This window comes from Streptomyces thermospinosisporus, from assembly GCF_039526425.1.
In the GTDB taxonomy this organism is placed as follows: Bacteria; Actinomycetota; Actinomycetes; order Streptomycetales; family Streptomycetaceae; genus Streptomyces; species Streptomyces thermocarboxydovorans.
On sequence record NZ_BAAAIZ010000116.1, the window covers coordinates 40948 to 58718 of the forward strand.

Consider the following 17771-nt stretch of genomic DNA (forward strand, 5'->3'; position numbering starts at 1 on the left):
CCACCGCGGCGCCCTCGGCGCGAACGGCGCCACCGTCGCCGTCCTCGCCTGCGGCATCGACCGGCCCTACCCGCGCGGACACACCGCCCTGATCGACCGGATCGCCGGCCAGGGACTCGTCGTCGGCGAACTGCCGCCCGGGGACCATCCGACCGCCGGCCGGTTCATCCTCCGCAACCGCGTGATCGCCGCCCTCACCCGCGGCACCGTCGTCGTCGAGGCGGCCCACCGCAGCGGAGCCCTGGTCACCGCCCGGGCAGCACAGCGCCTCGCGCGTCACACGATGGGAGTACCGGGACCGGCCACCAGCGCCCTGTCCGCCGGAGTGCACGAGCTGCTCAGACAGGACGCCGTGCTGGTCACCGACGCCGCCGAGATCGTCGAGCTGGTCGGCGGCATCGGCGAACTCGCCCCCGAGCGGCACGGCCCCGTGCTGCCCCGCGACCTGCTCCCGGCCGCCACCCGCCAGGTGCTCGCCGCCCTGCCGGCCCGCGCCCCGGCCTCCGTCGCCGACATCGCCCGCGGCGCCCAGACCAGCCAGGACGACGCCGTCGCGAGGCTGTACGAACTACGAGCACTTGGTTACGTCGAACGACACGACGACGGCTGGAAGTTGACACGCCAGGCGAAGATCTCGATCCGGGCCGATCCCCGCGCGCGTTGACGGAGCGTGTTCGGCCGTCCGGGGGAACCGCGACACGCCTGGGAAAATAAGCCAGTTGGGACATCAGGGTGATCACGCAGAGCAACGGATGTGCCCCGGCGGGACGGCCCTCGGAACGTATCTGCGCACGCCTCCGCCCCCGTTGTTCGCGCACCGCGACGCCGCAGTCACGCTACGCTCACGAGGATCCCGACGCGAACAGGCAACTCGACATCAGACAGACAGCTCACCCAGGCAGCAGCACTCCGCAGCAGAACGGCTCAAGGCGACGAATGCCCCAGCACACCTCCGGGTCCGACCGGGCGGCGCTCCCCCCAGCCGCCCGTGACGGTGGCAGCGTGCGGCCGCCCGCCCCCTCGACGCTCGACGAACTGTGGCGGTCGTACAAGGAGACGGGGGACGAGCGGCTGCGCGAGCAGCTGATCCTGCACTACTCGCCGCTGGTGAAGTATGTCGCCGGCCGCGTCAGCGTGGGCCTGCCGCCCAATGTGGACCAGGCGGACTTCGTCTCCTCCGGGGTGTTCGGGCTGATCGACGCGATCGAGAAGTTCGACGTGGACCGGGAGATCAAGTTCGAGACCTACGCGATCACCCGGATCCGGGGCGCGATGATCGACGAGCTGCGGGCGCTGGACTGGATCCCGCGCTCGGTGCGGCAGAAGGCCCGCAACGTGGAGCGGGCCTACGCCACCCTGGAGGCACGGCTCAGACGCACCCCCACGGAGAGTGAGGTCGCCCGCGAGCTGGGCATCGCCGTGGACGAACTGCACGCCGTTTTCAGCCAGTTGTCGCTCGCCAACGTCGTCGCCCTGGAGGAGCTGCTGCACGCCGGCGGGGAGAGCGGCGACCGGCTCAGCCTGATGGACACCCTCGAGGACACCGCCGCGGACAACCCGGTGGAGGTGGCCGAGGACCGGGAGCTGCGGCGCTTCCTGGCGCGGGCCATCAACACGCTCCCCGAGCGGGAGAAGACCGTGGTGACCCTGTACTACTACGAAGGGCTCACCCTCGCCGAGATCGGCAATGTGCTGGGTGTGACCGAGAGCCGGGTCAGCCAGATCCACACCAAGTCCGTGCTCCAGCTGCGGGCCAAGCTGGCGAGCTTCGGCCGCTGACCGGGCGCCCCGCCGAGCGCTCCGGACACGTCCCGCGCAGGCCGGGCGCGGAGGCGACTTGCGGGTTCCGCCCGAGTGACTCCCGCCGTGCGGAGCGCGTCCGTACAGTGGTTGACGTGCCAAGGATTCGAGCGGCCTCCGTGGCCGAGCACCGGTCGATGCAGCGTGCCGCCCTGCTGGACGCGGCACGCTCCCTGCTGTCCGAGGGCGGTACGGAGGCGCTGACCTTCCCGGCCCTCGCCGAGCGCACGGGCCTCGCGCGCTCCTCGGTCTACGAGTACTTCCGGTCGCGGGCAGCGGTCGTCGAGGAGCTGTGCGCGGTCGACTTCCCGGTCTGGGCCGCCGAGGTCGAGGCGGCGATGGCCGCGGTGGACGCCCCCGAGGCCAAGATCGAGGCGTATGTCCGCACCCAGCTCGCCCTGGTCGGGGACCGCAGGCACCGCGCCGTCGTCGCCATCTCCGCCGGCGAGCTGGACGCGGGCGCCCGCGAGAAGATCCGCGCGGCCCACGGCGGCCTGATCGCGATGATCGTCGACGCCCTCGCCGAACTGAACCACGACCAGCCCCGCCTGGCGGCCATGCTCCTCCAGGGCATCGTCGACGCGGCGGTCCGCCGCATCGAGCTCGGCGCGGCGGAGGACCCCGAGACCATCACCGAGGCCGCGGTCTCCATGGCCCTCCGGGGCGTCCGGCGCTGAGCGCCGGCCCGCCCCCGGCTCACGCCGGCCTTCCTCACGCATCCACGTCGGCTCATGCCGGATCGCCCGGCAGCGGCACCCCCAGAACCGGCAGCAGTCTCGACGGTCCCCGGTGGAGCAGCCACGGCGGCAGCAGGGCGAGCGGGTTCAGGTAGGTGCCGGCTCTGCGCAGGCCCCAGTGGAGGCAGGGGGCGGTGCAGTGGGAGCCGCCCTGCTCCACCACGCCGATCACCTCGCCCGCGGTCACCTCGTCGCCCTTGCGCACCGACGCCCGGACCGGCTCGTAGGTCGTCCGCAGCGGGGGATCGCCCGTGCCGGGCAGCTCCACCGAGAGCACGCCCTTTCCAGCCACCCGGCCCGCGAAGAACACCCGGCCCGCCGCGACCGCCCGGACCGGTGTCCCCGCGGGCGCGGCCAGGTCGACGCCGCGATGACCCCGGCCGTAGGGCGTCGCCGGAGGTTCCCAGCCGCGCAGCACCGGAGGGCGTACCCCCACCGGCCACGCCCGGCCGACCGCCGGAACGTCCGTCTCCGCCGTGTCGCCCGATCTCGCCGAGTCCGGTACCTCAGCCGTATTCGGTGCCTCCGCCGAGTCCGGTGCCTCCGCGTCGTCCGGCGCCTTGGCCGTGTCCGCTGCCTCCGACTCGTCCGGCGCCTGAGCCGTGTCCGCTGCCTCCGCCTCGTCCGGGGCTTCCCGCGGGCCCGGTGCATCCTCCGCGTCCGGCATCTCCGGCGAGGCCGACACCCCCGCCACCCCCGCCACGTCCCCCGCCCCCGCCGCGAGCAGCCGGGCCGGGGGAGGGGACAGCAGCAGCACGCAGGTCAGGGCCGTCAGCACGGCCGACCGGATCACCGCTCTCGCACATCGCCTCATTCGCATGCCGCAAGCGTCGCCGGAATGCCCGATCATGGCCGGGACCTGTGGACAGGCGGCGGCTTGTGGACAACGGCGTCACCCGGGGCCCCGCGGGTCCCGTACACTTCTGGTGGCGACCCGGGCCACCGGGTCGACTTCGCACGCCCCGACATCCGGTCCGGTCACGGCCGTCTCCAGGTGTCAGCGCCCCTCGGTCCCTTGTGGCACGGCGCGTTGCGGGCGTCAGGCGCGGGAGCCGTCCGGCCCCCGCGGCACAACCGAGAAATTCAAGGAGAAACGGCCATGGCCGTCGTCACGATGCGGGAGCTGCTGGAGAGCGGCGTCCACTTCGGTCACCAGACCCGTCGTTGGAACCCGAAGATGAAGCGCTTCATCTTCACGGAGCGCAACGGCATCTACATCATCGACCTGCTCCAGTCGCTGTCGTACATCGACCGTGCCTACGAGTTCGTCAAGGAGACCGTCGCCCACGGCGGCACGATCATGTTCGTGGGCACGAAGAAGCAGGCGCAGGAGGCCATCGCCGAGCAGGCCACCCGCGTCGGCATGCCCTACGTCAACCAGCGCTGGCTGGGCGGCATGCTCACCAACTTCTCGACCGTCTACAAGCGCCTGCAGCGCCTGAAGGAGCTCGAGCAGATCGACTTCGAGGACGTGGCCGCCTCCGGCCTCACCAAGAAGGAGCTGCTGGTCCTCTCCCGCGAGAAGGCCAAGCTGGAGAAGACTCTCGGCGGTATCCGCGAGATGCAGAAGGTGCCCAGCGCCGTCTGGATCGTGGACACCAAGAAGGAGCACATCGCGGTCGGCGAGGCCCGGAAGCTGAACATCCCGGTCGTCGCCATCCTCGACACCAACTGCGACCCCGACGAGGTCGACTACAAGATCCCGGGCAACGACGACGCGATCCGCTCCGTCACCCTGCTCACCCGCGTGATCGCCGACGCCGTCGCCGAGGGCCTCATCGCCCGCAGCGGTGCCGCCGAGGGCAAGGGCGAGAAGGCCGCGGGCGAGCCGCTCGCCGAGTGGGAGCGCGACCTGCTCGAGGGCGAGAAGAAGAAGGCCGAGGCCGCCCCGGCCGGCGACGCCCCCGCCGAGGCCGAGAAGCCGGCCGAGGCCCCCGCCGCCCCGGCCGCCGAGGGCGACAAGGCCTGACCTTCCCGTCAGCGTCAGCGATGACGGCGGGAGCCGGAACCGACACACAGCGCCCCCGGGCGCGGTGAAGTCCGCTCCCGCCGTCCACCCGTAGGCCGGCGGCGCGAACGCAGAACTGCATACCGCAGCGCAGCGCCCACCGCCGCAGGCCTTCGAACCTCCAGACTTCGAGAAAGACTCACAGACTCATGGCGAACTACACCGCCGCCGACGTCAAGAAGCTCCGGGAGCTCACCGGCGCCGGCATGATGGACTGCAAGAAGGCGCTGGACGAGGCCGAGGGCAACATCGAGAAGGCCGTCGAGGCGCTCCGCATCAAGGGCCAGAAGGGCGTCGCCAAGCGCGAGGGCCGCTCCGCCGAGAACGGCGCCGTGGTCTCGATCATCGCCGACGACAACTCCTCCGGCGTCCTCGTCGAGCTGAAGTGCGAGACGGACTTCGTCGCCAAGGGCGAGAAGTTCCTGGCCGTGGCCAACGCCATCGCCGAGCACGTGGCGAAGACCTCCCCGGCGGACATCGAGGCCCTGCTCGCCTCCGAGATCGAGCCCGGCAAGACCGTCCAGGCGTTCGTGGACGAGGCCAACGCCAACCTGGGCGAGAAGATCGTCCTGGACCGCTTCGCGCAGTTCTCCGACGGTTACGTCACCGCGTACATGCACCGCACCATGCCCGACCTGCCGCCGCAGATCGGTGTACTCGTCGAGTTCGACAAGCCGAACGCCGAGGTCGCCAAGGGCATCGCCCAGCACATCGCCGCGTTCGCGCCGAAGTACCTCTCCAAGGAGGACGTGCCGGCCGAGGTCGTCGAGGCCGAGCGCCGCATCGCCGAGGAGACCACCCGCGCCGAGGGCAAGCCCGAGGCCGCCGTGCCGAAGATCGTCGAGGGTCGCCTCAACGGCTTCTTCAAGGACGCGACGCTGCTCGGCCAGCCCTACGCGCTGGACAACAAGAAGTCCGTCCAGAAGGTTCTGGACGAGGCCGGTGTCACCCTGAAGCGCTTCACGCGCATCAAGGTCGGCATCTGAGTCCGTACCGCGACGGACGCTCGGCCCCGATAGGGTCGACAGCAGTCGTCCGGACACGGCGTCACGCACCTGCGCGTGCGGGACGACAGCAGATCTGACGAGGAGGCCATTGCCGCACGGGATACGAAACCCTGACCGGCAATGGCCTCCTTGTATGTGCAACACGTGAAAGAGGCGGAATCCGACCATGACCACCAAGGCTGAGAAGAGCGACGACGGCAAAGTACGCGGCCGGTTTCTGCTGAAGCTGTCCGGAGAGGCGTTCTCCGGTGGCGGGGGACTGGGCGTCGACCCCGACGTGGTGCACGCCATCGCACGCGAGATCGCTGCCGTAGTCCGGGACGGCGCACAGATCGCGATCGTCATCGGCGGCGGGAACTTCTTCCGCGGCGCCGAACTGCAGGTGCGCGGCATGGACCGCGCCCGCTCCGACTACATGGGCATGCTCGGCACCGTGATGAACTGCCTCGCCCTCCAGGACTTCCTGGAGAAGGAGGGCGTGGACTGCCGGGTGCAGACCGCGATCACCATGGGCCAGGTCGCCGAGCCCTACATCCCGCTGCGCGCCGTCCGCCACCTGGAGAAGGGCCGCGTGGTCATCTTCGGCGCCGGTATGGGCATGCCGTACTTCTCCACCGACACCACCGCCGCCCAGCGCGCCCTGGAGATCGACGCCGAGGCGCTGCTCATGGGCAAGAACGGCGTGGACGGGGTGTACGACTCCGACCCGAAGACCAACCCCGACGCGGTCAAGTTCGACCACCTCGGCTACGGGGAGGTCATCACGCGCGACCTGAAGGTCGCCGACGCCACGGCGGTCACCCTGTGCCGCGACAACAATCTCCCGATCGTCGTCTTCGAACTGCTCGCGGAGGGCAATATCGCGCGCGCGGTCAAGGGTGAGAAGATCGGCACGCTGGTGGGTGACCAGGTCAGCCGCGGCTGATCACCCCGACCGGGGGTGGACAATGGCCCGCCGGTCGGGAACCGTGCACAAAGAAGACGCGACGCAGCCGGCCGCCGCCGAGACAACGGAACCGCAGCCGGGCCTACTCAAGACACGCAGGAGCAAGTGGTGATCGAAGAGACCCTCCTCGAGGCCGAGGAGAAGATGGAGAAGGCCGTCGTGGTCGCCAAGGAGGACTTCGCCGCGATCCGCACCGGTCGTGCGCACCCGGCGATGTTCAACAAGATCGTGGCCGACTACTACGGTGCACCGACGCCGATCAACCAGCTGGCCTCGTTCTCCGTGCCCGAGCCGCGCATGGCCGTGGTGACGCCCTTCGACAAGAGCGCGCTGCGCAACATCGAGCAGGCGATCCGCGACTCGGACCTCGGCGTCAACCCGAGCAACGACGGCAACATCATCCGGGTGGTGTTCCCCGAGCTGACCGAGGAGCGCCGCCGCGAGTACATCAAGGTCGCCAAGGCCAAGGGCGAGGACGCCAAGGTGTCCATCCGCTCGGTGCGCCGCAAGGCCAAGGACGCCATCGACAAGATGGTCAAGGACGGCGAGATCGGCGAGGACGAGGGCCGCCGTGCGGAGAAGGAGCTGGACGACACCACCCACAAGTACGTCGCCCAGGTGGACGAGCTCCTGAAGCACAAGGAAGCAGAGCTGCTCGAGGTCTGATGAACGACTCTTCCTGGGGGACGCCGCCGCAGACCGGGTCCGGGTACTGGGGGCCGACCGACCAGGGGCCCGCACAGGGGGCTCTCCCGGCGGGCCCCGCGTACGATGCGCACAACGCGCAGCAGACCCGCCCCCAGCCCTTCGTGACCGACGTGCCCGTGCACGGCGGAGACCAGGATGCGGAGTTGGGGGCCACTCGGCTGAGCGGCCCCCTGTTCCGAGACGAGACGACGCAGGCGCGCTCCCGCACCGGGGAGGTGCCGCAGAATCCGGAGCCCATGTCCGACGCCCCGCAGCCGGCGCCCCAGCCGCAGAAGAAGAGCGCCGGGCGCGACCTGGGCGCGGCGATAGGGGTCGGCGTCGGTCTCGGCGCCGTGATCGTCGCGTCGCTGTTCGTGGTGAAGGCCGTCTTCGTCGGTGTCATCGCGGTGGCCGTGGTGGTGGGCCTGTGGGAGCTGACCAAGCGGCTGGAGGAGCGCAAGGGCGTCAAGGCGCCGCTGGTGCCCCTCGCCCTCGGCGGTGCCGCCATGGTGATCTCCGGATACGTCCGGGGCGCCGAGGGCGCCTGGACCGCCATGGCGCTCACCGCGCTGGCCGTGCTGGTCTGGCGGATGACGCAGCCGCCGGAGGGCTATCTCAAGGACGTCACCGCGGGCGTGTTCGCCGCGTTCTACGTGCCGTTCCTCGCCACGTTCGTCGCCATGATGCTCACCGCGGACGACGGCCCCTGGCGGGTACTGACCTTCCTGCTGCTCACCGTGGTCAGCGACACCGGCGCCTACGCGGTCGGCTGGCGCTTCGGCAAGCACAAGCTCGCCCCGCGGATCAGCCCCGGCAAGACCCGCGAGGGCCTGCTGGGCGCGGTCGCCTTCGCGATGGTCGTGGGCGCGCTGTGCATGCAGTTCCTGATCGACGACGGCACCTGGTGGCAGGGCCTGCTGCTGGGCCTCGCGGTCGCCGCCAGCGCCACCCTGGGCGACCTCGGCGAGTCCATGATCAAACGGGACCTCGGCATCAAGGACATGGGCACCCTCCTGCCCGGCCACGGCGGCATCATGGATCGCCTCGACTCCCTCCTGCCGACGGCCCCGGTGGTCTGGCTCCTGCTGGTGGTCTTCGTGGGCAGCTGACGCCGCACGGTCGGGCCCCCGCCCGAATCGAATCAGAGCCCCCGCCCGAATCGAATCAGGGCGGGGGCTCACTGCTGTCTGCTGTCGGGGGCCTCGCTCGTCTGCTGTCCGGGCCCTCGCTCGCACGTATCCGCGCCAACCGCTACCCGGGCGGCTCGGCCCCCGAGGCCGAAGACCCGCCGACGAGCCCCGTCATCAGCACCGCGGCCACCGCCAGGTGCATGACCGCCAGCGAGAACCGGGTGCCGCCGTCCATGCCACCGCCGGTCAACGGCAGGAAGGACAAGAGCAGTACGGCGCCTGCCACCACGGTCCATATGGTGCGGGCGCGCTGAGCCACGAACCGCTCCAGGAGAGCCAGCAGACCCCACCCCAGGAGCGACGCGACCAGCGCGACGAACGCCACCGGCACAGCCCCGACGTCGAGCGTCTCCTCGCTGTCCGTGATCCGCAGCGTCTGCCCCACCAGCGGATCCGCGATCACCCACACCAGAACGGGGGCCAGGACGGCCAGAGCGGTGACCCCGAGGCGCCTCTTCCGCACGCTCACCCGGTGCCTCCCCTGTCGTCGGCGGCCAGAGCCCCGTGCAGGAAGACCTCCACCAGCTCTTGCGTGGTCAGATCGGGCTTGTCCTCCGTGCGCGGCTGGATGAAGAGCAGACCGAAGAACAGGGCCGCGATCTGCTCCGGCGGCCGGCGCAGGGCCGCCCGGTCGGGCTCCAGCAGCTCCACCAGGGCCGCCCGGATGCGAGCCGTCGACTCCTCGCGGCCCGCACCGCGCACCGTGCCCGGATGCTTGCCGCCGTGATGGCCCAGCGAACCGATGATCGCGCCCATGCGAGACATGTGCGCTTGCAGCGCCTCGGCGGCCTCCGCGAGCCGCTCCGTCAGGGGCAGAGCCGGGTCGATCGCGTCGAGCTCACGGATCGCGTCGTCGGGGGAGAGCGCCTTGGCCACGCAGGCCTGCAGCAGCTCGTCCTTGTCGGCGAAGACCCGGAAGATCGTGCCCTCTCCGATGCCCGCGGCTCGGGCGATCTTCGCGGTGGTCACCGCGGCGCCGTACTCGGCGATCAGCGGGATCGCGGTCCGGATGATCATCTCGCGCCGCTGCTCCGGCGACATGGCGGGCGCGCGGCGGCGTCGTGTGCTCTGTTGCTCCTTGGATGCGCTCATGTCCCGAGAACACGGAGTGAGTGCTCACTCCGTCAATGAGTGAGTACTCACTCCAGCGGGCGGGGTGCGCTGAGTCAGACCCGTCAGGTCTGCCCGCGGCGGGGCGGATCGGATCCTTCGCCGGGGAGCTGTGTGGCCGCTCGGGGGAGGGCGGCCCTGCGGAGCGCATCGGCTTTCTTGTCGACGAAGTGCGTGAAGAGTTCCTGTCCGTATCCGAACACCGTCGCGGCCGCGAGGATGTTCCACGAGTCCGTGATGATGACCCTGGGAAGGGTGTAAATCAGCAGGAGCCCGAAAACGGCCGTAAGAGTCCCCAGGGACACTTTGATGAGGGCCTGGGCGACGTGCAGGGCGTACGGGTCCTCGACCCGCTGCATTCTGGAGATCGCCTGCACAGCCCCGATCATCGCCGCGCTGCCGCCCACGAATTCGATGAGGAGAACGTCGTACCTGTTCTCGTCCGCACCCAGCGGGCATACCGGGCGAGTCCCGGCCGCGTCGAAGCACGTCAGCATTGTCGGTCCGACGGCCATGTTCAGAACGGCCAGCACCAGGGCTATGGCCAGCAGAGCCAGGGAAGTGCGCAGAAGAATGCTGTAGAACGTCCTGACTCTTCCCCGCTCATATCCATTCGCCACATAAGCGCCGCGAAGTGCCGAGGAAATCTGGGTCCGGTCCGTGCCGGTCAGGCATCGGACCTTCGTCCTTCCGGAGAACTTCTCCTCCAGCCTCCGGCGCCGCTCGTCATCGGGTGGCAAATAGTCCCGCACGATGCTGAGGACTCTGGGAACCTCGCCCTTCAGCAGTCTGGACGGCAGGAGTTGTATGAGATGGGCATCTGACGCGTGCAGATTGCTGATCGCCACATCCGCGTACTCCGTCGACCTCCGCGCCCGCCAGAGATGCCCCTTCTTCTCCCATTCCGCGGCGAGCTTCTTGATCGCCGCCACGTTCTGTACGAGCCCTTCGTAGATGTGCCGTAAGTGAGCCGGCCCCTTTACCGCCTTGTCGCCTTCAAAGCGGCACCCTCTTTTCGTCGCAGCGGCCTTGGCGGTGGCTAGGGTCCATTCTCCGCGCACCACGGTGGTGACCAGCCAGCGAGGCTCCTCCATGGGCATCATGAGTGACCTCCCTGCCGGCAGAATTCCGGGGACCGCGCATCCGCCATCACTCAATTTTCCCCGCGCAGGAACGCGTGTGCACGTCGATCAGTGGATTGTCTGCCGGGAGGAATGTGAATGACGAACGATCGCTCATCCTGTGTCGCCAACGCGCACGTGCTGGCGGCACCGCCGGACATGTGCTCGGCCGCAGATCACGACCGGCTTCGGCTTGCCGAGGAGACGGCATTCCTGCGGGTCTCGGTCGTTGGGACGTAGCAACCGCGTATGGGTCGCCCGAAGGCCAGGGCAGACAAGGGTGAGGGTGCCGCCCTGGCAGGCGCACTCCTGATTGCAGCAGTCCTCGTGCGGCGGGGCCGCTGTCACTCGGTCCACACCGCTCGCGCCGGCAGCGTGGAAAGGGACCCCGGTCACCGCGATGGCCGCCATACATCTCTATCGGCGCCTCGCCAAGTGGCGGTCTGCGCAGGAGTGGCGTTGTCGCTCAGCCACCTGTGCAAAGCCTGAATGTCTTGACCCACCTCGGTCTCGGTGCTCACCAAGTTGGCATGAAACGTGGCTTCGTACCACCAAGAGAAAGTGTCCCCGAACAGCCTGGGCACATATTCGTTCCGCAGAGCATTATGCTCGATCGCGATCCATAGACGCTGAAAGAAGTAGATGACCTGCCGCAGGTCGGATATCCCCTCGCTCCCCAGCTGCTCTTGAAGCTGCACATAGTCGGCCCCCGGGTGTTCAGCAATGATTCCCGCGGCAGCATAGCGGGCCCTGATCATATCCGCACTATGCAGCTCGCGGTGAAGATCAAAAGTCGTTGTGAGGCGACGCTGTCTATCTGCCAGTAAGCGAGAGAGATAGGCGCCCACGAATACGCCGATCAGGCTTGACGCCGCCCCGACAATCGCGTCCATGATCCCCCTGCCCCCCTCCCTGCACCCTGTAGGCCATTCTCTGGCGGTCAGCTTTCCTGTCAAGGGGCGAGTGGGTCGGTGGAGGGCGATGCAGAAAGCAAACTTCAGGAATCCGAGTTGGTGGCCTTGGGTCCCGTTGACCGCGGGCGGCGTGGGAGGCCAAAGAGCCGCGAGTGAAAGCACCGGACGGAGTCAGATGCGATGCCAGGCAGTCCGGGAAGTAGAGGATGTCCCCGTCCGCCATCGAGCCCTTGACGTACTTGACCAACGGCGACGACGAGAGGACGCTGGCGAACCCGATGGCGCAGTCCTTCGCCTCGGATGCCTCCTCGCTGAGCGTCAGAGGCAGGTCCCTGTTGACCGCGCCGTCGGAGGACTCCTTCTCCCCCGGCTCGTCCGGAGTGCGCCACGCAGAGACGGACCAGGTGATCTCGCGGGCCGGGGTGCCGGACACGTCCGTGACCCGGAAATGGACCACCTGGTCGTTCGTCGAATTCCGTGCAGAACTCGTCCCCCACTGCCAGATTCCGTCCGCCGTAGGCGTCGAGCCAGGGGCCGTCGCCCAGCGCGCTCCGGATGCTGGTCCGGCAGCTCGACGGGGTCTGTGATCCGGAGACCTTGGCGACCGGGTCGTCGAGTGCCCATGACTTGCCGACTTGGAAACCCAAAGTCGAGCGGTTTCGCTCCGGAACGACAGGTGACGACCGCCACCGACAGGTGCGGCAGCCGACACCCGCAGGTCACCCATCTGGATCTGCGACACTGGTACAGCCATGCCTAAGCCCGGAGAACTCACCTTTGTCGCGCCGCGCGGAGCGAAGCTGCCGCCGCGGCATCTTGCCGATCTCACGCCCGCCGAGCGCAAGGAGGCGGTTGTCGCGGTCGGTGAGAAGCCGTTCCGTGCCAAGCAGCTGTCGAAGCACTACTTCGCGCGCTACGCGCACGATCCGGAGCAGTGGACGGACATCCCGGCCGCGTCCCGTGAGCCGCTGCGCGAGGCGCTGCTGCCGGAGCTGATGACCGTGGTGCGGCATCTGTCGACGGACCAGGGCGCCACCCGCAAGACGCTGTGGAAGCTGTTCGACGGGACGCTCGTGGAGTCCGTGCTGATGCGGTACCCGGACCGGGTGACCATGTGCATCAGCTCACAGGCCGGGTGCGGTATGAACTGCCCGTTCTGCGCCACGGGGCAGGCGGGCCTTGACCGGAACCTGTCGACGGCCGAGATCGTGCACCAGATCGTCGACGGGATGCGGGCGCTGAGGGACGGCGAGGTCCCGGGCGGGCCCGCGCGGCTCAGCAACATCGTGTTCATGGGGATGGGTGAGCCGCTCGCCAATTACAAGCGGGTCGTCGGCGCCATCCGCCGGCTCACCGACCCGGAGCCGGACGGGCTCGGGCTGTCGCAGCGCGGGATCACCGTGTCGACGGTGGGGCTGGTGCCGGCCATCCACCGGTTCGCCGACGAGGGCTTCAAGTGCCGCCTCGCCATCTCGCTGCACGCCCCGGACGACGAGCTGCGCGACACCCTGGTCCCGGTGAACACGCGCTGGAAGGTGCGCGAGGTGCTCGACGCGGGGTTCGAGTACAGCGCCAAGTCCGGGCGGCGGCTGTCCATCGAGTACGCGCTGATCCGGGACATCAATGATCAGGCGTGGCGGGGTGACCGGCTCGGCCGGCTGCTCAAGGGCAAGCCGGTGCACGTGAACCTCATTCCGCTGAACCCGACCCCGGGCTCCCAGTGGACCGCCTCCCGGCCGGAGGACGAGAAGGCCTTCGTGGAGGCGATCGCCGCGCACGGTGTGCCGGTGACGATCCGGGACACCCGTGGCCAGGAGATCGACGGGGCGTGTGGTCAGCTCGCCGCGAGCGAGAGGTAATGTGACTCGCGTCAGCACAGGCACGACAACTTCATATCCTGCGTAACGTCATACGTAAGAAACATCCGACAGGGGAGCGCCACAGCGCTGAGAGTGCGGCACCGGCCGCAGACCCTCCGAACCTGGCCCAGGTCATTCTGGGTAGGGAGATCGGTCACCACTCAAGCTGTTGCACCCTGCCCGGGACGCCACCGGTGTCCCGGGCAGGGCCGCGTCTCTTCCTGGTCCCTCCAGGAGGAATTCAGTGAGCATCACCAAGAAGGCCACGGTTCTGGTCGCCGGGCTCGGCTTGATCACCTTGTCCGCCTGCGGCTCGTCCGGAGGGGACGACCAGGGGTCCGGCTCCGGCGGGTCCAGGACCGTGACCCTGGTCAGCCACGACTCGTGGGCCGTGTCCAAGGACGTCGTCGCCGCCTTCGAGAAGCAGTCCGGCTACCAGCTGAAGGTCCTCAAGGACGGCGAAGCCGGGCAGGCGGTGAACAAGGCGATCCTGACGAAGGGCAATCCGCAGGGCGACGTCTTCTTCGGCGTCGACAACACCCTGCTGTCCCGCGCCCTCGACAACGGGCTGTTCCAGCCGTACAAGGCCAAGGGCTCCGATGCGATACGGCCCGAGTACCGGGCCGACCAGGACAAGCACCGGGTCACGCCCGTCGACACCGGCGACATCTGCGTCAACTACGACAAGCAGTGGTTCGAGAAGAAGAAGCTGACCCCGCCGGAGACGTTCGATGATCTGATCAAGCCGGAGTACAAGAACCTGCTGGTCACGGAGAACGCCTCGACCTCCTCGCCGGGCCTGGGCTTCCTGCTCGGCACCGCCGCGAAGTACGGCGATGGGGGCACCTCCCGCGCGAGCGAGGCCGAGCGTGGGGGAGGCTGGCAGGACTACTGGAAGAAGCTCAAGGCCAACGGCGTGAAGGTGGTCGACGGCTGGGAGCAGGCCTACTACGAGGAGTTCTCCGGTTCCGCCGGCGGCAAGGAGGCCGGGGCCGACCGGCCGCTGGTGGTGTCCTACGCCTCCTCCCCGCCCGCCGAGGTCGTCTACGCCAAGTCCAAGCCGAAGACCGCGCCGACCGGTGTCGCCGAGGGCACCTGCTTCCGCCAGGTCGAGTACGCCGGGCTGCTGAACAACGCCAGGAACCCCGAGGGCGGCAAGGCGCTGCTCGACTTCCTGCTGAGCAAGCGGTTCCAGGAGGACATGCCGCTCAACATGTTCGTCTACCCGGTGCGCGAGGACGCCCAGGTGCCGAAGGTGTTCGCGCAGTACGGGCCGCAGGCCGAGGATCCGGAGACCATGGACCCGGCGAAGATCGCCGCGAACCGTGACCAGTGGGTCAAGTCGTGGACCTCGCTCGTACTGAAGTAGACCGGCGCACAGCCTTGCCGCCCGCCCCGTCGACGGCGGGGCGGGCGAAGGGGGTGGCGGCGCGGCTGGCCCTGCTGGCCGTGCCCGTCGCGTTCTTCGCCGTCTTCTTCGCCTACCCCGTCGCCGCGATCGTCGCCCGCGGCCTGAAGACGGACGGGAGCTGGCACCTCGGCCGGTTCGCCGAGGTGCTGGCGCAGCCGGACGTGCGGCAGGTGCTGTGGTTCACCACCTGGCAGGCGCTGGTGTCGACCGCCCTGACGCTGCTGATCGCGCTGCCCGGTGCCTATGTCTTCGCCCGCTACGACTTCCCCGGCAAGCAGCTGCTGGGGGCCGTGGTCACCGTGCCGTTCGTGCTGCCGACCGTCGTCGTCGGCTCGGCGTTCATGGCGCTGGTCGGACGCGGCGGGCTGCTGCACGAGTGGTGGGGCCTACGGCTGGACACCACCGTGTGGGCGATCCTCCTCGCCCATGTCTTCTTCAACTACGCCGTGGTGGTGCGGACCGTGGGCGGGCTCTGGGCGCAGCTCGACCCCCGGCAGGAGGAGGCCGCGCGGATGCTCGGCGCCTCGCCCGCCACGGCCTGGCGCCGGGTGACCCTGCCGGCGCTGGCGCCCGCCGTGGCCGCCGCGGCGCTGATGGTCTTCCTGTTCACCTTCACCTCCTTCGGGGTGGTGCAGATCCTCGGCGGTCCCGCGTTCTCCACCCTGGAGGTGGAGATCTACCGGCAGACCTCCGAGATCTTCGACCTGTCCACGGCCGCCGTGCTGACGATGATCCAGTTCGTCGCCGTCGGCGTGATCCTCGCCCTGCACGCCTGGACCGTGCGCCGGCGCGAGAGTGCGCTCAGGCTGGTGGACGCCTCGGTGACCGCGCGCCGGCCGCGCGGCGCCGGGCAGTGGACGCTGCTCGGTGCGGTCGTCGCCACCGTCGCCGTGCTGCTGGTGGCACCGCTCGCGGTGCTGGTGGAACGGTCCTTCGGCGGGGCGGGCCTGGACTACTACCGGGCGCTGACCCGTGAGGACGGGGGAGTGTTCCTGGTCGCGCCGATCGAGGCGGTCGGCAACTCGCTGCAGTACGCCTTCGCCGCGACCGCCATCGCCGTGGTGGTCGGCGGTCTCGCCGCCGTCGCGCTTACCCGCAGGGACGCGGGACGGCTGGTGCGCGGCTTCGACGCGCTGCTGATGCTGCCGCTCGGGGTGTCCGCGGTGACCGTCGGCTTCGGCTTCCTGATCGCGCTCGACGAACCGCCGCTGGATCTGCGGGCCTCCTGGATCCTGGTGCCGCTGGCGCAGGCCCTGGTGGGCGTCCCGTTCGTGGTACGGACCATGCTGCCGGTGCTGCGGGCCGTGGACGTACGGCTGCGGGAGGCGGCCGCGGTGCTCGGGGCCTCGCCGTGGCGGGCCTGGCGGGAGGTGGACCTGCCGATGGTGCGGCGGGCGCTGCTGATCGCCGCCGGGTTCGCCTTCGCGGTGTCGCTGGGGGAGTTCGGGGCGACGGTGTTCATCGCCCGGCCCGACAACCCGACGCTGCCGGTGGCGGTGGCGCGCCTGCTGGGTCGGCCCGGGCAGCTCAACTACGGCCAGGCGATGGCCCTGTCGACGGTACTGATGATCGTGTGCGCGGTGGCGCTGCTCGCGCTGGAGCGGCTGCGGACCGACCGGACTGGGGAGTTCTAGATGCCCGCGGACAGCCTGCTGAGCCTTCAGGCCGCCACCGTACGCTTCGGCGGGCGGACGGCGCTGGACTCCGTGGATCTGTCGGTGGCCGAGCACGAGATCGTCTGCGTCCTCGGGCCCAGCGGCAGCGGCAAGTCCACGCTGCTGCGGGCGGTGGCCGGGCTGCAGCCCCTCGACTCCGGGCGGGTCCTGCTCGACGGCCGCGACCAGTCGGCGGTGCCCGCGCACAAGCGCGGGGTCGGGCTGATGTTCCAGGATCATCAGCTGTTCCCGCAGCGGGACGTGGCCGGCAATGTCGCCTTCGGGCTGCGGATGCGCGGCGCCGCGCGCCGCGAACAGGCGGACCGGGTGGCGGAGCTGCTGGAGCTCGTCGGCCTGCCGGGCGCCGGTGGACGGGCGGTTGCCGCGCTGTCCGGCGGTGAGCAGCAGCGGGTGGCGCTGGCGCGGGCGCTCGCGCCCAGCCCGCGGCTGCTGATGCTCGACGAGCCGCTGGGGCAGCTCGACCGCTCGCTCAGGGAACGCCTGGTCGTCGAACTGCGCGAGCTGTTCGGCCGGCTGGGCACCACGGTGCTCGCGGTCACCCACGACCAGGGCGAGGCGTTCGCGCTGGCCGACCGGGTGGTGGTGATGCGGGACGGGCGGATCGCCCAGTCCGGAACGCCGCTTCAGGTGTGGCAGCGGCCGGCGGACGCGTTCGTGGCCCGCTTCCTCGGATTCGAGAACGTCGTCGAGGCGACGGTCGGCGAGGAGGTCGCCGTGACGCCCTGGGGCAAGGTCCCGGTGCCCGCCGACGCCCCGTCAGGTGCCCGCACTCTGCTGGTCAGGCCCGCCGGGGTCCGCCTGGTCGCCGCCGACTCGGGGCTGCGCTGCACGGTCGCCGCCCGTACTTTCCGCGGCACCCATGTCGCCGTCCACCTCCAGCCCGAGAACGCCCCGCGCCTGGAGGCCGCCTGCCCCCTGCGCACGGCACCCGAGGTCGGCGACGAGGTGGGGGTCGAGTTCGACGCGGCGGAGGTCGTCGTCCTGGACCGAACGCCGGCCCCGGTGCGACGGGACTGAATGCCGTCGGGCACGCCGGTGGCCCGCCCCCGGCCGGGGACGGGCCACCTCAACTGCTCAAGAACCTCTCCTGCTCAAGAACCTCTGAGCCGTGCGAATCAGCGGTCGCCGCTGCCCGCACCCTTGCGGCGCATGCCGAAGAAGACCGCGCCCCCGCCGACCAGGACCAGCGCGCCCGCGATACCGGCGATCAGGCCGGTGTTGGAGTTGGCGCCGGTCTCGGCGAGGTTGGACTCACCGACCGCGGGCGACGGCACGTTGTCCGCCGTGTCCGCGGGCGCGGAGCTC

Annotated in this window: 18 protein-coding genes and 1 riboswitch; of the genes, 12 read left to right on the top strand and 6 right to left on the bottom strand. The window is 69.9% G+C overall.

Annotated features, from left to right (window positions below; all coding sequences use genetic code 11):
• The 3 genes from ABD207_RS29260 to ABD207_RS29270 all read left to right on the top strand — a co-directional run.
• The coding region (locus tag ABD207_RS29260; RefSeq protein WP_344016255.1) for a DNA-processing protein DprA at positions 1-664 on the top strand (664 nt) is incomplete at its 5' end.
• 272 nt (positions 665-936) lie between these two features.
• The gene (gene whiG / locus ABD207_RS29265) at positions 937-1779 is read left to right on the top strand and encodes an RNA polymerase sigma factor WhiG (RefSeq protein ID WP_344002908.1); all 843 of its coding nucleotides are present in this window, start codon (positions 937-939) and stop codon (positions 1777-1779) included.
• Positions 1780-1919: 140 nt separating this feature from the next.
• Positions 1920-2477, top strand: a complete 558-nt coding sequence (locus ABD207_RS29270; protein ID WP_344016304.1) for a TetR/AcrR family transcriptional regulator — start codon at positions 1920-1922, stop codon at positions 2475-2477.
• A gap of 52 nt (positions 2478-2529) precedes the next feature.
• On the opposite strand, the gene ABD207_RS29275 is transcribed toward ABD207_RS29270, so the two are convergent.
• Positions 2530-3204 (bottom strand): M23 family metallopeptidase, encoded by a 675-nt coding sequence (locus ABD207_RS29275; RefSeq protein ID WP_425580865.1) that lies wholly within the window; start codon positions 3202-3204, stop codon positions 2530-2532.
• Positions 3205-3636: 432 nt separating this feature from the next.
• Here ABD207_RS29275 and rpsB point away from each other — a divergent pair, with 432 nt between their 5' ends.
• The 5 genes from rpsB (at position 3637) to ABD207_RS29300 (ending at position 8294) form a co-directional block, all read left to right on the top strand.
• Complete coding sequence (rpsB, locus tag ABD207_RS29280) at positions 3637-4506, top strand: 30S ribosomal protein S2 (protein ID WP_344002913.1); 870 nt, start codon at positions 3637-3639, stop codon at positions 4504-4506.
• Between the two features lie 188 nt (positions 4507-4694).
• On the top strand, positions 4695-5531 hold the full coding sequence (gene tsf, locus ABD207_RS29285) for a translation elongation factor Ts (RefSeq protein WP_344016258.1): 837 nt from the start codon (positions 4695-4697) through the stop codon (positions 5529-5531).
• Positions 5532-5718: 187 nt separating this feature from the next.
• Positions 5719-6477, top strand: a complete 759-nt coding sequence (pyrH, locus tag ABD207_RS29290) for a UMP kinase (protein ID WP_167997730.1) — start codon at positions 5719-5721, stop codon at positions 6475-6477.
• 129 nt (positions 6478-6606) lie between these two features.
• Positions 6607-7164 carry a ribosome recycling factor gene (frr, locus tag ABD207_RS29295; RefSeq protein WP_167997729.1) on the top strand — a complete coding sequence of 186 codons (558 nt, stop codon included), beginning with the start codon at positions 6607-6609 and terminating at the stop codon, positions 7162-7164.
• Positions 7164-8294 (top strand): phosphatidate cytidylyltransferase, encoded by a 1131-nt coding sequence (locus ABD207_RS29300; RefSeq protein ID WP_344016259.1) that lies wholly within the window; start codon positions 7164-7166, stop codon positions 8292-8294. The genes frr and ABD207_RS29300 overlap by 1 nt, the downstream gene beginning before the upstream one ends.
• A gap of 142 nt (positions 8295-8436) precedes the next feature.
• Here the strand turns inward: ABD207_RS29300 and ABD207_RS29305 are convergent, their stop codons facing one another.
• The 4 genes from ABD207_RS29305 to ABD207_RS29320 form a co-directional block, all read right to left on the bottom strand.
• Complete coding sequence (locus ABD207_RS29305) at positions 8437-8844, bottom strand: DUF6069 family protein (RefSeq protein WP_344016260.1); 408 nt, start codon at positions 8842-8844, stop codon at positions 8437-8439.
• Complete coding sequence (locus ABD207_RS29310) at positions 8841-9467, bottom strand: TetR/AcrR family transcriptional regulator (protein ID WP_344016261.1); 627 nt, start codon at positions 9465-9467, stop codon at positions 8841-8843. Before ABD207_RS29310 ends, ABD207_RS29305 begins: the two co-directional genes overlap by 4 nt.
• 83 nt (positions 9468-9550) lie before the next feature.
• Positions 9551-10588: a hypothetical protein gene (locus ABD207_RS29315; RefSeq protein ID WP_344016263.1), complete on the bottom strand. Its 1038-nt coding sequence runs from the start codon at positions 10586-10588 to the stop codon at positions 9551-9553.
• Positions 10589-10998: 410 nt separating this feature from the next.
• Positions 10999-11499, bottom strand: coding sequence for a hypothetical protein (locus ABD207_RS29320; RefSeq protein ID WP_344016264.1), 501 nt, complete (start codon positions 11497-11499; stop codon positions 10999-11001).
• A 773-nt stretch (positions 11500-12272) separates the two neighbouring features.
• Here ABD207_RS29320 and rlmN point away from each other — a divergent pair.
• The 4 genes from rlmN (at position 12273) to ABD207_RS29340 (ending at position 17483) form a co-directional block, all read left to right on the top strand.
• Entirely contained in the window at positions 12273-13379 is a 1107-nt protein-coding gene (gene rlmN / locus ABD207_RS29325) for a dual-specificity RNA methyltransferase RlmN (RefSeq protein ID WP_344016265.1), read from the top strand.
• 60 nt (positions 13380-13439) lie between these two features.
• Positions 13440-13545, top strand: a riboswitch (TPP riboswitch).
• A gap of 78 nt (positions 13546-13623) precedes the next feature.
• Positions 13624-14748: a thiamine ABC transporter substrate-binding protein gene (locus ABD207_RS29330; RefSeq protein WP_344016266.1), complete on the top strand. Its 1125-nt coding sequence runs from the start codon at positions 13624-13626 to the stop codon at positions 14746-14748.
• A 14-nt stretch (positions 14749-14762) separates the two neighbouring features.
• The gene (locus ABD207_RS29335; RefSeq protein ID WP_344016267.1) at positions 14763-16424 is read left to right on the top strand and encodes an ABC transporter permease; all 1662 of its coding nucleotides are present in this window, start codon (positions 14763-14765) and stop codon (positions 16422-16424) included.
• A complete protein-coding gene (locus ABD207_RS29340) occupies positions 16425-17483 on the top strand; it encodes an ABC transporter ATP-binding protein (protein ID WP_344016268.1) in 1059 nt (352 codons plus the stop codon). It begins immediately after the preceding gene.
• 98 nt (positions 17484-17581) lie between these two features.
• On the opposite strand, the gene ABD207_RS29345 is transcribed toward ABD207_RS29340, so the two are convergent.
• Positions 17582-17771: LAETG motif-containing sortase-dependent surface protein (locus ABD207_RS29345; RefSeq protein ID WP_344016269.1), on the bottom strand; the 190-nt coding region annotated here is incomplete at its 5' end.

What these genes read in the sequence shown, in the direction of transcription:
- whiG (WP_344002908.1), top strand. Translation starts at nt 937, where the DNA reads ATGCCCCAGCACACCTCCGGGTCCGACCGGGCGGCGCTCCCCCCAGCC.
- ABD207_RS29275 (WP_425580865.1), bottom strand. Translation starts at nt 3,204, where the DNA reads ATGCCGGACGCGGAGGATGCACCGGGCCCGCGGGAAGCCCCGGACGAG.
- rpsB (WP_344002913.1), top strand. Translation starts at nt 3,637, where the DNA reads ATGGCCGTCGTCACGATGCGGGAGCTGCTGGAGAGCGGCGTCCACTTC.
- tsf (WP_344016258.1), top strand. Translation starts at nt 4,695, where the DNA reads ATGGCGAACTACACCGCCGCCGACGTCAAGAAGCTCCGGGAGCTCACC.
- pyrH (WP_167997730.1), top strand. Translation starts at nt 5,719, where the DNA reads ATGACCACCAAGGCTGAGAAGAGCGACGACGGCAAAGTACGCGGCCGG.
- ABD207_RS29300 (WP_344016259.1), top strand. Translation starts at nt 7,164, where the DNA reads ATGAACGACTCTTCCTGGGGGACGCCGCCGCAGACCGGGTCCGGGTAC.
- ABD207_RS29310 (WP_344016261.1), bottom strand. Translation starts at nt 9,467, where the DNA reads ATGAGCGCATCCAAGGAGCAACAGAGCACACGACGCCGCCGCGCGCCC.
- ABD207_RS29315 (WP_344016263.1), bottom strand. Translation starts at nt 10,588, where the DNA reads ATGATGCCCATGGAGGAGCCTCGCTGGCTGGTCACCACCGTGGTGCGC.
- ABD207_RS29320 (WP_344016264.1), bottom strand. Translation starts at nt 11,499, where the DNA reads ATGGACGCGATTGTCGGGGCGGCGTCAAGCCTGATCGGCGTATTCGTG.
- rlmN (WP_344016265.1), top strand. Translation starts at nt 12,273, where the DNA reads ATGCCTAAGCCCGGAGAACTCACCTTTGTCGCGCCGCGCGGAGCGAAG.
- ABD207_RS29340 (WP_344016268.1), top strand. Translation starts at nt 16,425, where the DNA reads ATGCCCGCGGACAGCCTGCTGAGCCTTCAGGCCGCCACCGTACGCTTC.